The organism is Propylenella binzhouense (assembly GCF_009866965.1).
Lineage (GTDB): Bacteria > Pseudomonadota > Alphaproteobacteria > Rhizobiales > Afifellaceae > Propylenella > Propylenella binzhouense.
Window position 1 is genome coordinate 24,331 of record NZ_SPKJ01000034.1, and the last position, 13,850, is coordinate 38,180.

A 13,850-nucleotide genomic window follows, 5' to 3' on the forward strand; every position below is an offset into this window, starting at 1 on the left:
ACTTCCCCTTCCCGAGGGTCCGGTGTTTCGGGGTCCAATGAGGCGAGAGGATGGCCGCCTCCGCACGGCCTCCAAAGGGGTCTGCGCGCTTGACTTCGCGGCGGGGCTGGCGGATGCCCCTTCGGTGCGGCGAGGGGCGTGCCGGACCGGATCGCGCCCGGTCGCGCCGGGTCGCCCTGCCGGCAGAGCCTGATGAACCTGCTTCTCCATGTCGGGCTGCATCGCTGCGCGACGACGGCCTTTCAGAGCTATCTCGCGGCGCATGCCGCCGAACTCGCCGCAAACCGCATCCGCGTCGGTGCCGGCGCCGTTGGCGCACCGGCGCTGCACCGCACGCTCGCGCAGATCCCTGCCGGCGCGGACTGGCTGGTCGTCAGCGAGGAGAACCTCCTCGGCCCGATGATCGGCATCGGGACGCGGCTGATGGCCGGACTGCCCGCGGCCGGCGAGGCCGTGCGCGACGCGATGGCCGGCGGACGGGTGGCGGTGCTCCTCGCCTTCCGCGAGCCGAAGGCGTTCCTGTCGTCGGTCTACCGGTTCCGCCTGAGCGTCGGCGAGACGCGGGATCCGGAGGCCTTCGTGCGCGACATCGAGCCGGACGGGCTCTCCGTGATGCCGCTCGTGACCCGGCTGGAGCGCATCTACGGCGCGGGCGCCGTCCGCCTCCTCGACTTCGATGACGTGCGGCGGACGCGCGGGCTCGCCTATGTCCGAGCGGGCGAAGCGGTCACCGGCCGCGCCTGGCCCGGCGCCGACGCCCTCCCGCTCGTCAACGACACCTATCCGGAGGTGGTCGCCGCGCTGATGGCGGCCCTGCCCGATCTCGGCCTCGCGCTCGGCAAGCGGCACGTCCACGAGATCTGCGCGATCGCCCATGCCTTCCGGCACGACTACAACCGGTCGCCCGACACCTGGCGGCAGATCACCGAGGAAATGGCCACAGTCGCATCGGCGGGCGTCGTGCCCGTGCCGCACTGGGTGCGCGGGCAGATCAGGTTCCAGCTTGCGGAGCGGCTGGCGCGCACGGCCGGCTTCCGCACGCTCGCGCCGGGACGGCGGGCGCGGGTCGGCGACCTCGTCCGGCAGGCCGTCGCGTCCGGGGAGACGCCGGTCGCCGACGCGCTGTGGGCGGCGCTTTCCCCGCAGCACCGCGCGCGCCTCGAAGCGGAGCACGCGATGCTCGTCGACCTCGCCCGGACCGGCGCGGCGGAAGCCCGCGCCGGCACGGAAGCAGGCGTCTCAGGCGACTAGGGCGCCTTCGCCGGCCTTCGCCATGGCGAGCGCGGCCTGGGCCGCGGCGAGCCGGGCGATCGGCACCCGGTAGGGCGAGCAGGAGACGTAGTCGAGCCCGATCGCCTCGCAGAAGCGGATCGAGGCCGGATCGCCGCCATGCTCGCCGCAGACGCCGAGCTTCAGCTCGGGCTTCGCCTTGCGGCCCTCATTGGTGCCGACCCGCATCAGGATGCCGACGCCCTCGGTGTCGAGCGTGATGAACGGGTCCTTCTCGATCAGCCCCATCTCCTGGTAGACGCCGAGGAAGCTCGCCGCGTCGTCGCGCGAGATGCCGAACGTCGTCTGCGTCAGGTCGTTGGTGCCGAAGGAGAAGAAGTCCGCCGCTTCGGCGATCTCCTGCGCCCGCAGAGCCGCGCGCGGCAGCTCGATCATCGTTCCGACCGTATATTCGACCGGCTGTCCGAGCTCGCCCGCGACCGCCCTGGCCGTCGCGTCGATGGTCGCCTTCATCCGGTCGAGCTCGCTCTTCATGCCGATGAGCGGCACCATGATCTCGGGAATGACCGGTTCGCCGGTCTTGCGCGCGGCCTCCGCCGCCGCCTCCAGGATCGCGCGCGCCTGCATCTCGGTGATCTCGGGATAGGTCAGGAGCAGGCGGCAGCCGCGGTAGCCGAGCATCGGGTTCGTCTCGGTGAGCGCGATCGCCCGCTCGCGGAGCAAAGCGGGCTCGACGCCCATGGCGATCGCGACCTCGCCGATCTCCTCGTCGGTCTTCGGCAGGAACTCGTGAAGCGGCGGGTCGAGGAGGCGGATCGTGACCGGCAGGCCGCGCATGATCGTGAAGAGCTCCACGAAGTCCGCGCGCTGCATGGGCAGGATCTTCTCGAGCGCGGCGCGCCGGCCCTCCGTGGAACTGGCGAGGATCATCTCGCGCACGGCCACGATCCGCTCGCTTTCGAAGAACATGTGCTCCGTGCGGCAGAGGCCGATCCCTTCCGCGCCGAACTGGCGGGCGGCGCGGGCGTCGGTCGGCGTGTCGGCATTCGCGCGGATGCCGAGACGGCGCACGCGGTCCGCCCAGCCCATGAGCGTCGCGAAATCGCCCGTGAGCTCGGGCTGCAGCATCGGCACGCGCCCGTCCATGACGTCGCCGGTGCCGCCGTCTATCGTGATGATGTCTCCCTCGCGCCAGGTGCGACCCGCGACCGCCATGGTGCCGAGGCGGTGGTCGATCTTGATCGCGCCCGCGCCGCAGACGCAGGGCTTGCCCATGCCGCGCGCGACCACGGCGGCATGGCTCGTCATTCCGCCGCGGCTCGTCAGGATCCCGCGGGCGGCGATCATGCCGTGAATGTCTTCCGGGCTCGTCTCCGCGCGCACGAGGATCACGGCACGGCCATCCTTGTTGCGTGCGGCCGCCTCCTCGGGCGTGAAGACGATCTCGCCGGTCGCGGCCCCGGGGGAGGCGGGAAGCCCCCGCGAGATGACCTTCCGTTCCGCCTGCGGATCGAGCGTCGGGTGGAGAAGCTGATCGAGGGCGGCGGCGTCGATCCGCATCACCGCCTCCTCTTCCGTGATGAGCCCCTCGGCAGCCATGTCGACGGCGATCTTGAGCGCCGCCTTGGCGGTGCGCTTGCCCGAGCGCGTCTGCAGCATCCAGAGCTTGCCGCGTTCGATCGTGAACTCGAGATCCTGCATGTCGCGATAGTGGCCCTCGAGCCGCTCCGCGATGGTACGGAACTCGGCGAAGGCTTCCGGGAGAGCCGCCTCCAGGGAGGGGGCGCTGCTCTGCGATGCGAGGCGGGCGCGCTCGGTCAGATCCTGCGGCGTCCGGATGCCGGCCACCACGTCCTCGCCCTGGGCATTCACCAGGAACTCGCCGTAGAGCTCCTTCTCGCCGGTCGAGGGATTGCGGGTGAAGGCGACGCCGGTGGCCGACGTCTCGCCCATGTTCCCGAACACCATGGCCTGGACGTTCACGGCGGTGCCCCAGTCGGCGGGGATGTCGTGGAGCTGCCGATAGGCGATCGCGCGCGCATTCATCCAGGAGCCGAACACCGCACCGATGGCGCCCCAGAGCTGGTCCTCCGGGTCCTGCGGGAAGGGCCGGTCCAGGACCTCCTCGACAAGTTCCTTGTAGCGCTCGACGACGGCCTTCCAATCATCGGCCGCAAGGTCGGTATCCTGCGCGGCGCCGCGCCTCTCGCGCTCGATCTCGAGGATAGACTCGAACTCGTGGTGTTCGATGCCGAGCACCACATTGCCGTACATCTGGATGAAGCGGCGATAGGAATCGTAGGCGAAGCGGGCGTCGGCCGCCGCGGCGAGCGCGGCGACCGTGTCGTCGTTGAGCCCAAGGTTGAGAACCGTGTCCATCATGCCCGGCATCGACGCGCGCGCGCCGGAGCGCACGGACACGAGAAGCGGGTTTGCCGCATCCCCGAAGCGGCGCCCCGTGAGCCGCGCGACATGCTCGAGCGCGGTCTTCACCTGGTCTTTCAATTCGGGCGGATAAGTCTTCCCGTTGGCGTAGAAATAGGTGCAGACTTCAGTGGTGATGGTGAAGCCCGGAGGAACCGGCAGCCCGAGGCTCGCCATCTCGGCGAGATTGGCGCCCTTTCCGCCGAGAAGGTTCCGCATCGCGGCAGCGCCTTCCGCCTGCCCGTCGCCGAACGTGTAGACCCACTTCGTCATCCGAACCCTCCAGGCCGGCCATACCCCCGGCCGCTGACCTCGCCGACGGTTCTGCTATCGTCTCCGAATACAATATACAATGGCCGGCGCTGGGCGCCCGCGGGTCATGCGACGACGATATCCAGCCCGAGATCGAGCGTCGGCGCGGAGTGCGTGATCCAGCCCGACGACAGGTAGTCGACGCCGCTCTCCGCGACCGCGGCCGCCGTTTCGAGCGTGATCCGGCCGGACGCTTCGAGCACCGCGCGGCCCGCCGTGATCGCGACCGCCTCGCGCATGATCTCCGGCGCCATGTTGTCGAGCAGGACCACGTCCGGCTTCTCCTCCAGCGCCTCCCGGAGCTGGTCCAGCGTGTCGACCTCGACCTCGATCCGGACGAGATGCCCCACGAAGGCCCTGGCGCGGCGGACCGCCTCCGCCACCGAGCCGCAGACCGCGATGTGATTGTCCTTGATGAGGACGGCGTCGTCGAGCCCGTAGCGGTGGTTGGATCCGCCGCCGCACTTCACCGCATATTTCTCGAAGGAACGCAGGCCCGGCGTCGTCTTCCGCGTGCAGGTGATGCGGGCCGGCGTGTGGGCGATCGCGTCGGCGAAGCGGGCCGTGGCCGAGGCTACGCCCGACAGATGGCAGAGGAAATTGAGCGCGACGCGCTCGGCGGAGAGGATCGAGCGGGCAGGGCCGCCGATGCGGGCGACGACATCGCCCGGCTCGAGGCGCGTGCCGTCGCGGATCAGCGCCTCGAAGGCCACCTCGCGGCTCATCTGGCGGAAGGCGGCGGCCGCGAGCGGAATGCCGGCGAGGACGCCCGGGCGGCGCGCGACGATCGCGGCCGATGCGGACGCGCTCGCCGGAATGGTCGCCGCGGACGTCACGTCGCCGGCGCGTCCGAGATCCTCGACGAGCGCCGCCTCGACGGCCCTCTCCACGAGGGGCGGCGGAAGGTCGGGAAGCAGCAGGTCCATTCTCACTCCTCAGGCCGCCAGCGCGCCGCGGGCGACCCGCTCGGCCTCCGCGAGCGTCAGGAAGGTGCGCTTTGCGAAAGCGGGGTCCGCTTCGGGGAAATCGCTGCGGAAGTGGCCGCCGCGGCTCTCCTCCCGGGCGAGCGCGGCGCTTGCCACGAGCCTCGCGACAACGAGCGCGTTGCGCATTGCCGGGCCGATGCGCTGCGCACCGATCTCGGCGAAGATCCCGAGCGCCTCGACGAGGCCGGAGCGGCTGCGGACCACGCCGACATGGCGGCTCATGGCGTGGCGGAGGCGGCGCATGACGTCGCTGTCCTGCTCCCCGCCCGCAGGCAGTTCGCCCGCCGCCCCGTCGAGGGCGGGAACCGTCTTGCTGGTGGGCAGCAGCCCCTGGATGTCCCCGGCGACGCGGGCGGCGAAGACCACGGCCTCGAGCAGGGAGTTCGACGCGAGCCGGTTCGCGCCGTGGGCGCCGGTGGAGGCGACCTCGCCGCAGGCCCAGAGCCCGTCGAGGCTCGAGCGGCCGCGCGCATCCACGTGGATGCCGCCCATGTGGTAGTGCGCGGCCGGGGCGATCGGCAGCACGTCCCGGGCCGGATCGAACCCGGCGGCGCGGCACGCCGCATAGACGGTGGGGAAGCGCTCGGCGAAGGACGATCCGATGGCCTCGCGGCAGTCCAGGAAGGCGCCGCGCCCGGAGATCCGCGCCTCGTGGACGCCGCGGGCGACGATGTCGCGCGGGGCGAGCTCGCCGTCCGGATGGACCTCGAACATGAAGCGGCGGCCGTCGCGGTCGACGATCAGCGCGCCCTCGCCGCGCAGCGCCTCGGTGGCGAGCGGGGCAGGATCGAGCCCGAAATCGAGCGCGGTGGGGTGGAACTGCACGAATTCCGGATCGGCGAGCAGCGCGCCGGCGCGGGCCGCGATGGCGAGGCCGCCGCCGCGGGCCTCGGGCGGATTGGTGGTGACCTCGTAGAGATGGCCGATGCCGCCGGAGGCGAGCACGACGGCGCGCGTGGCAAGATGGAGCCGGTCCGACAGGCCGCCCCGCAGGTCGCGCAGGACGAGACCGGTGACATAGGGCCCCTCGGTCCGGAGCTGCTCGCCGACGAAGCCCTCCAGGACCCGGATCGAGGACGTCTTGCGGACCGCGGCAATGAGCGCGGTCATGATCGCCCTGCCGGCCATGTCGCCGCGCACGCGCACGATGCGGCGCTCGGAATGGGCGGCCTCGCGCGAGAGCTTCAGCCTGCCGTCGAGGTCGCGGTCGAAGGGAACGCCGAAGGCAAGAAGGTCGTGGATGCGCTCCGCCGCCTCGGCCGCCATGCCGCGGGCGACACGCTCGTCGACGAGCCCGGCGCCGGCGGCGATCGTATCGGCCACGTGGGAAGCCACCGTGTCGCCCGGACCGACGGCGGCCGCGATGCCGCCCTGGGCCCAGGCCGAGGAGGCGCCTTCGCCGATCGGCGCACCGGTGACGATCGTCACCGGGCGCGGCGCGAGCTTCAGCGCGCAGAACAGGCCGGCGAGGCCGCCCCCCAGGATCACGACGTCGTCGAGACCGGCCCAGGACTGGGGCGGGAAGGGCGACACGTTCGGCATTGGCGATGTCCCTGCGGCGTGGACCATGGGACGGCCCGGCCGCACCGCCGGCCGGACGCCCGAACCCGGGTTGCCGGCGCCCGCAGGCGCCGGGCGTCAGCTCCTGAGGTTCACCATGCGCTCGACCGAGCGGCGGGCGCGCTCCGCGACGAGGGGATCGATCGTGACCTCCTCGCGCATGTAGACGAGCGCATCGAGGATCTTCGGGAGCTGGATGCGCTTCATGTGCGGGCAGAGGTTGCACGGCCGGACGAAGTTCACGCCCGGCGTCTCGGCGGCGACATTGTCGGCCATCGAGCACTCGGTGACGAGGAGGACCCTGGCGGGCCGCTCGCGCTTCACCCAGTCGATCATCTTCGCGGTCGAGCCGGTGAAGTCGGACGCCGCGATGACGTCCGGCGGGCATTCCGGATGGGCGATGATCCGGATCGACGGATCGGCCGCGCGATAGGCCTCGAGCTCGCCGGCGGTGAAGCGCTCATGCACCTCGCAGGCACCGTGCCAGGCGATGATCTCGACCGTCGTCTGCGACGCCACCCATTTCGCGAGATAGCGGTCCGGCAGCATGATGACCCGCGGCGCCCCGAGGCTCTCCACGACCTCCACCGCGTTCGAGGACGTGCAGCAGATGTCGACCTCGGCCTTCACGTCGGCGGTGGTGTTCACGTAGGCGACGATCGGCACGCCCGGATAGCTGTCCCTCAGCCGCCGCACATCGTCGCCCGTGATGGAAGCGGCGAGCGAGCAGCCCGCCTCCGGGTCGGGGATGAGCACGGTCTTCCCGGGGCAGAGGATCTTCGAGGTCTCGGCCATGAAATGGACGCCGCACTGGACGATGACGTCGGCGTCGGCTCTCGCCGCCTCCTGCGCGAGCTGCAGCGAATCCCCGACAATGTCGGCGACGCAATGGAAGATCTCGGGCGTCTGGTAGTTGTGGGCGAGGATGACGGCGTTCCTGGCCGCCTTCAGCTCGTTGATCGCCTTGACGTAGGGCGCGAAGACCGGCCACTCGACCGCCGGGATGACGCTGCGCACCTTCTCGTAGAGATGCGCCGTCGCCGCCGCGACCGCCGGCGTGTAGGCGAGCTCCGGATAGGGCAGCGGCGGAAACCGGCCGGCCGGGCGCCTCGCCGTCCCGCGTTGCTCTGCGCTGTCGAGAAATGCCATGCCCCGCCTCCCTGACGTAATATACTCATTCTGAGCATAAGAGGGGTCAAGAAATAACCGGCCATGCCGGTCCGCCTCTATCTAAGCGGGGGGGAGGGCATTTGCAAGACTGTCATATTCGGTGCTCCGGCGGTTGGCTGTCGGCGGCGGGCGCCGCGCAGCGGCGGCCGCTGACGAGCCGGAGATCGAGGGCGGACGCGAGCACGCGCTTATGCAATTTCAGAATCTCCGCCGCTGCGCTATGACCGTCGGACTTCATCCAGGAAGGTCGCGCACATGACCCTTTCGCAGCTGCGGCCGGCGCCCGGCGTCGCCATCCGTTCCCTCGGCCTGGTGGTGGTCGCCGGCTGCCTGATCTCGATGCTCTCCTTCGGGCCGCGCTCGGTGATGGGCCTGTTCCTGGCGCCGATGACGGAGGCGCACGACTGGAGCCGCGAGACCTTCGCGCTCGCCATCGCCATCCAGAACCTGCTCTGGGGCCTCGGCCAGCCCGTCGCCGGCGCGCTCGCCGACCGCTGGGGCTCGTTCCGGGTGCTGGCCGGCGGCGCGCTCGTCTACGCCGCCGGCCTCGCCATCATGAGCTGGGCTCCGACGCCGCTCTGGCTCCACCTCTCGGCCGGCATCATGATGGGCCTCGGAATGGCCGGCGCCTCCTTCTCCATCGTGCTCGCCGCGCTCGGCCGCCGCGTACCGGCCGAGAAGCGCTCGATCGTGTTCGGGATCGGAACGGCGGCCGGCTCCGCCGGGCAGCTCCTCTTCGCGCCGCTCGGGCAGGCGCTCATCATCGCCTACGGGTGGTCGCAGGCGCTCGTGATGCTCGGCGCGATGATGCTCATCATCCCGCTGCTCGCGACGGCGTTCGCCGGCACCGAGGCGGCGCCGAGCGGCCCGGTGCGGCAGCAGAGCCTCAAGGAGGCGATGCTCGAGGCGTTCGGCTGGCGGAGCTACAACCTCCTCGTCGCGGGCTTCTTCGTGTGCGGCTTCCACGTCGCCTTCATCACCACCCACCTGCCGCCCTACATCGTCGACATCGGCCTGCCGGCGAGCGTCGGCGCCTGGGCGATCGCGCTCATCGGCCTCTTCAACATCGTGGGCGCGCTCGCCTCCGGCGTCATCGCCCAGCATTTTCCGAAGCCGATGCTGCTGTCCTTCATCTATCTCGGCCGCGGCGTCGCGATCACGCTCTTCGTCCTCCTGCCGCCGAGCAACGTCACCGTGCTCCTCTTCGCCGCGACGATGGGCCTCCTCTGGCTGTCGACCGTGCCACCCACCTCGGGCCTGGTGGCGCTCATGTTCGGCCCGCGCTACATGGCGACCCTCATGGGGATCACCTTCTTCTCGCACCAGGTCGGCGCATTCCTGGGCGTCTGGCTCGGCGGCTGGCTCTATGACCGGACCGGCTCCTATGACATGTTCTGGTGGATCGGCGTGGCGCTGGCAGTCTTCGCCGGAATAGTCCACTGGCCGATCCGGGAGCGGCCGGCACCGGGCGTGGTGCCCGCCTGATGCGGCCCGCCCCGGCCGCCTTCCCCGCAACCCAAGGAGGGAGGCCCGATTGGCCGAGCGGTTCGAAGCGATCCTGATCAGCCGGGACGAAGCGAAGAAGCAGTCCGTGGCGATCGTCGAGCTCGGGCTCGACGATCTGATGGAGGGCGACGTCGTCGTCCGCGTGCGGCAGACGACGATGAACTACAAGGACGCCCTGGCGCTGACCGGGCGGGCTCCGGTCGTCCGCCGCTGGCCGATGATTCCCGGCGTCGACTTCGCAGGCGAGGTCGCGGAATCGCGGCATCCCGATTTCCGTCCGGGCGATCCCGTGCTGCTGAACGGCTGGGGTGTCGGCGAGACCCATTACGGCGGCTATGCCGGCTATGCGCGGGTCAAGGGCGACTGGCTGATCCATCGTCCGGCCGGGCTCACCGCCGAGCAGGCGATGGAGATCGGAACGGCCGGCTACACGGCGATGCTCTGCGTCATGGCGCTCGAGCGCTACGGCACCAAGCCGGCCGCAGGCCCGGTGCTCGTGACCGGTGCGGCCGGCGGCGTCGGGTCGGTCGCGATCGCGCTGCTCGCGCGCCTCGGCTTCGAGGTGATCGCTTCGACCGGGCGGACCGCAGAGGCCGACTACCTGGCGAGCCTCGGAGCCGCCGAGATCATCGGCAGAGACGAACTCAGCGGGCCGGTCAAGCCGCTCGCCAAGGAGCGCTGGGCCGCGGGAATCGACACGGTCGGATCGACCACGCTCGCCAACGCACTGTCGATGACGCGCTATGGCGGGGCGATCGCTGCATGCGGGCTGGCGGGGGGCATGGACCTGCCGGCGAGCGTGGCGCCGTTCATCCTGCGCGGCATCTCCCTGCTCGGCATCGATTCCGTCATGGCGCCGCGCGCGCGGCGGGAAGAGGCCTGGGCGCGGATCGAAGCGGAGCTCGATCTCGGAAAGCTCGCCGCCATGACGCGCCGGATCGCATTCGAGGACATTCCCGAAGCGGCCGACGACCTGCTCGCGGGCAAGGTGCGCGGCCGCCTCGTGATCGCGGTTCCCTGAGGGGATAGCCGGCCGCCCGGCCGGGATCCCCGTATCCGTGCTAGCGCGGCGCGCCGGGCGCTCCCGGCCGGGGTCCGCCGCCGGGCCCGGGGCGGGGGCCGTCGGGCCCGATTATCCCCTGCAGCATGGGACGGATCGCATCCACGCAGGCCTGCGTGGAATCCTGGTCGGCGCATTTCGCCACGATCCGGCCGCCGCCCGGGCGCTCGAAGACGAAGAACGCCCCCTCGCTCGCGGCCATCCCGAAGGGCGGCATGCCGTGCCGGAAGCCGGCGCCCCGCCGGGCATCGCCGCCGCCCGGCCGGTCGCGGCGGTCCTGGCGTTCGATACGCCGCTCCTGTTCGCGGTCGCGGCGGATGTCGGGAATGTCGCTGCCCGGCGCGACCTCCGGAATGCTGCCGGGCGAACCGATCGCCGGCGGCGTGCTCGGCGGGGTCGGCAGATTCGGAGACGGTCCCGCTCCGGAGGGCGGCGTCTGCGCCAAGGCGGCCGAACCGAACAGGGTCGCCGCGGCGGAAATGATGATGAGCGTCTTCACAGGCGAGCCTCTCTTCCTCTCGATTGCCCCCGAACCGTCGGAACGGCGGTGCGGGACGAGGGTTCCTCCGCGCCGCCTTCCGTACTGGCCGGCGCCGCATTCCGTCACGAGGAACCGATCCCGATCGGACTTGCGGGCGGGGCACGATTTCGCCATGAGGTTTCCTCCGGGCGGCCATTTCGCGGCCGCAAGGACTCTGCATCGGACCTCGATGAACAAACTTTCGCGAAGGCAGGCCCTTGCGCTGGGGCTTGGTTCTTTCCTCGGGGCTGTCGGCCGGCACGACCCGGCCGCCGCATCCTTCTCGGACCTCGCCCTAGGCGACCCAGAACCCTTTTCGTTCGAAACCCTCAAGGAGCGCGCCGCCACGCTTGCGCGCGAACCCTGGAAGGACGCCCGCTCGCCCTTCACGGCGACCCTCGAGGCAATCGACTATACCGCGTTCAACAAGATCAAGTACCGCGCCGACAAGGCGCTCTGGGCGGGCGAGGAGCCGCGCCCGGCGGTCCAGCTCTTCCATTTGGGGAAGTACTTCCAGGAGCCCTGTTCGATCCATGTCGTGGTGGACGGCCAGGCCCGGGAAATCCTCTACCGCCAGAACCTCTTCGACATTCCGGTCGGAAGCCCGGCGCGCAACCTGCCGAACGACGTGGGCTTCTCGGGCTTCCGGCTGATGAATGCCGGCCAGGTCGGCGACTGGATGGCGTTTCTCGGCGCATCCTACTTTCGCGCCTCCGGCGAGCTGAACCAGTACGGGCTCTCCGCGCGCGGCATCGCGATCAACACGGCCATGCCGTTCCCCGAGGAGTTCCCGCGGTTTTCGGCATTCTGGCTCCAAATGCCCGCCGAGCGGGTGCCCGAGGTGACGGTCTTCGCGCTTCTCGACGGGCCGAGCATCAGCGGCGCCTACCGGATGGTCTGCCGGCACGAAGGGCCGGTCGTGAACGACATCGATTGCGTGCTCTATCCCCGCCGAGCCATCGAGCGGCTCGGGGTGGCCCCGCTCACCTCCATGTTCTGGTACAGCGAGAGCCGGCGCCGGCAGGCTGTCGACTGGCGTCCGGAGATCCACGATTCCGACGGGCTGGCGATCTGGACGGGAACAGGGGAGCGGATCTGGCGGCCGCTCAACAATCCGCGGCAGGTGATGACCAACAGCTTCGTCGACGTCAGCCCGAAGGGCTTCGGGCTGCTGCAGCGCGACCGCGATTTCCGCAACTACCAGGACGATGCCGTGTTCTACGAGAAGCGGCCGTCGCTCTGGGTGGAGCCGCTCGGCTCGTGGGGCCCCGGCGAGGTCCAGCTCGTCGAGATTCCGACCGAGGACGAGATCCACGACAACATCGTGGCCTATTGGGTCCCGCGCGATCCGGTCGTTCCGGAACGCCCGCTGGAATTCAAGTACCGGCTCCACTGGGTCGCCCACGCCCCGCTTCCGCGCGATCTCGCGCGCGCCGCCGAACTGTTCCTCGGCGTCGGGGGAACGCCCGGCCAGGAGCGCCCGGCCGGCGTGACGAAGTTCGTCATCGATTTCGTCGGCGGACGGCTGGCGGAACTCGGCCCGAACGACGGCGTCGCGCCGGTGGTCACCACCTCGCGGGGCAAGGTCGTCGATTCCGGCTGCTATCCGGTGCAGGGGGAACGCGGGCGCTTCCGCGCGTTCTTCGACCTCGCCGCGACGGGGGTCGAGCCGATCGACCTGCGCCTCCATCTCCGCAAGGGCGACGACGCCCTGACGGAGACCTGGCTCTTCCAGTTCTTCCCGGACTGGGACAGCCCGAAGCCGACCTGAGGAGGCGGCTTCCCGCTAGCCGAAGATCGCGTCCGGATCGCGGGCGAGCGCGTCCACCGTGTGGGCCTGCAGCCGGCGCGTCACCTCCAGCGCATCGCCTTCGGAGATGGCGTCGTTCGGGATCGGCTTGCCGATCCGGATCCGGAACGTCTTGCCCCGCTTGTTGAGCAGCTCGTGAAACACGGTCATGTCGCGAAGCTCCGTGTTCCACCGCGCGAACCAGTAGAACAGACCAGAGTTCCGCGCCTCGACGTGGACGGGCAGGATCGGGACCACGTGCTTGCGGGCGAGCGTCACCGCCGAGATCTGCCAGGCACGCTCGGTGAGCTTGCCGTCGTTCCAGTAGGCGATCCGCCCCGACGGGAAGAGCACGACGGCGCGGCGCTCGCGGAAGGCGCGCGAGGAGAGCTTCAGCGTCTCCTTGGTCTTGGTGTGGTTGCGGTGCTCCTCGCGCCATTCGACCGGGATCAGCACGTCGGCGAGGCGGGGATTGATCCGCACCGCATCGCGGTTCGTGAAGATGGCGATGTCCGGCCGGACCGGCCGCAGCGCGTTGAAGACCGCAACGCCGTCCGCGATTCCGGTCGGGTGATTCGCGGTCAGCAAGAACGAATCATCCTTGGGCACGTTCTCGAGGCCGCTGACATCGAGCTCGAGCGCCAGGAGCTCGGTGATGAACTCCATCGCGGCGGCAGAGCCGAGCCGGCCGAGCTCGTCGGCCATCCGCACCGCGTCGTCGTAGCGGAGCACCTTGTAGAGAAGGGGCTTCAGCAGCGGCCAGGTCCAGTTCGTGACGATCTTCTGGCCGCGTTCGGCGATGAGCTGATCGACGATATGGACGTTCTGCGTGCCGGGTTCGACGGCCATGACGCCGGTCTGCAGCCGGCCTGATTCCCCCGTTTCCGCCATCGTTGCGACCCGCGTCTTGGTGACAAAAGGCCTAGGACGTGCCAGAACCGCGGTCAAGCGGCCTAGCCCAATGCATCATGCGGACTATGTGGATGCTGGGCTTCGGGATTCACATCTGGAGGAACGGGATGAGACTGCCCGCGAACTTGGTCCTGCCGGTCGCAACGGCGATGGTTCTCGGTGCCTGCGTCGGGACGTTCGGGCGCCGCGAGCCGCCCCCCCCGCCGCCGCCCCCGCTTCCGTCGGCACCGGTCGGCCAGGTTTCGCAGACCCCGCTCCCTCCGCCCCCGGGCGCCCCGCTGCCGGGCACCACGATGGGGCCGGCACCGATGGACCAGATGGCCGGCGGCGCGCCCGGTGCGCCCGGCACCAACCCGCCGGGCGCACAGATGGCCTCCGTCG

The 13,850-nt window shown here is 70.4% G+C and carries 10 protein-coding genes and 1 pseudogene; 5 read left to right on the forward strand and 6 right to left on the reverse strand.

The window, feature by feature from the left end; genetic code table 11:
- Positions 1-192: 192 nt before the first annotated feature.
- A complete protein-coding gene (locus E4O86_RS11465; protein WP_161140676.1) occupies positions 193-1,251 on the forward strand; it encodes a hypothetical protein in 1,059 nt (352 codons plus the stop codon).
- On the opposite strand, the gene ppdK is transcribed toward E4O86_RS11465, so the two are convergent.
- The 4 genes from ppdK to nadA all read right to left on the reverse strand — a co-directional run bounded on the left by ppdK (position 1,240) and on the right by nadA (position 7,661).
- The gene (ppdK, locus tag E4O86_RS11470) at positions 1,240-3,927 is read right to left on the reverse strand and encodes a pyruvate, phosphate dikinase (protein WP_161140677.1); all 2,688 of its coding nucleotides are present in this window, start codon (positions 3,925-3,927) and stop codon (positions 1,240-1,242) included. The genes E4O86_RS11465 and ppdK overlap by 12 nt on opposite strands.
- A gap of 104 nt (positions 3,928-4,031) precedes the next feature.
- Positions 4,032-4,892 (reverse strand): carboxylating nicotinate-nucleotide diphosphorylase, encoded by an 861-nt coding sequence (gene nadC, locus E4O86_RS11475; RefSeq protein ID WP_161140678.1) that lies wholly within the window; start codon positions 4,890-4,892, stop codon positions 4,032-4,034.
- A gap of 9 nt (positions 4,893-4,901) precedes the next feature.
- Positions 4,902-6,494, reverse strand: coding sequence for an L-aspartate oxidase (locus tag E4O86_RS11480; protein WP_161140679.1), 1,593 nt, complete (start codon positions 6,492-6,494; stop codon positions 4,902-4,904).
- A gap of 96 nt (positions 6,495-6,590) precedes the next feature.
- The gene (nadA, locus tag E4O86_RS11485) at positions 6,591-7,661 is read right to left on the reverse strand and encodes a quinolinate synthase NadA (protein ID WP_161140680.1); all 1,071 of its coding nucleotides are present in this window, start codon (positions 7,659-7,661) and stop codon (positions 6,591-6,593) included.
- Between the two features lie 276 nt (positions 7,662-7,937).
- Between nadA and E4O86_RS11490 the strand changes: the two genes are divergently transcribed.
- Positions 7,938-9,167, forward strand: coding sequence for an MFS transporter (locus tag E4O86_RS11490; RefSeq protein WP_161140681.1), 1,230 nt, complete (start codon positions 7,938-7,940; stop codon positions 9,165-9,167).
- Between the two features lie 49 nt (positions 9,168-9,216).
- Positions 9,217-10,209, forward strand: a complete 993-nt coding sequence (gene acuI, locus E4O86_RS11495) for an acrylyl-CoA reductase (NADPH) (protein WP_161140682.1) — start codon at positions 9,217-9,219, stop codon at positions 10,207-10,209.
- A 40-nt stretch (positions 10,210-10,249) separates the two neighbouring features.
- Here acuI and E4O86_RS11500 read toward each other — a convergent pair whose 3' ends face one another.
- Positions 10,250-10,747: a hypothetical protein gene (locus E4O86_RS11500; RefSeq protein WP_161140683.1), complete on the reverse strand. Its 498-nt coding sequence runs from the start codon at positions 10,745-10,747 to the stop codon at positions 10,250-10,252.
- Between the two features lie 211 nt (positions 10,748-10,958).
- Between E4O86_RS11500 and E4O86_RS11505 the strand changes: the two genes are divergently transcribed.
- The gene (locus tag E4O86_RS11505) at positions 10,959-12,539 is read left to right on the forward strand and encodes an OpgD/OpgG family glucan biosynthesis protein (RefSeq protein ID WP_161140684.1); all 1,581 of its coding nucleotides are present in this window, start codon (positions 10,959-10,961) and stop codon (positions 12,537-12,539) included.
- A 15-nt stretch (positions 12,540-12,554) separates the two neighbouring features.
- Here the strand turns inward: E4O86_RS11505 and E4O86_RS11510 are convergent, their stop codons facing one another.
- Positions 12,555-13,406 carry a 1-acyl-sn-glycerol-3-phosphate acyltransferase gene (locus E4O86_RS11510; RefSeq protein ID WP_161140685.1) on the reverse strand — a complete coding sequence of 284 codons (852 nt, stop codon included), beginning with the start codon at positions 13,404-13,406 and terminating at the stop codon, positions 12,555-12,557.
- A 170-nt stretch (positions 13,407-13,576) separates the two neighbouring features.
- On the opposite strand from E4O86_RS11510, the pseudogene E4O86_RS23200 reads away from it, so the two are divergent.
- A pseudogene (locus E4O86_RS23200) lies at positions 13,577-13,850 on the forward strand (hypothetical protein); the annotation flags it as partial.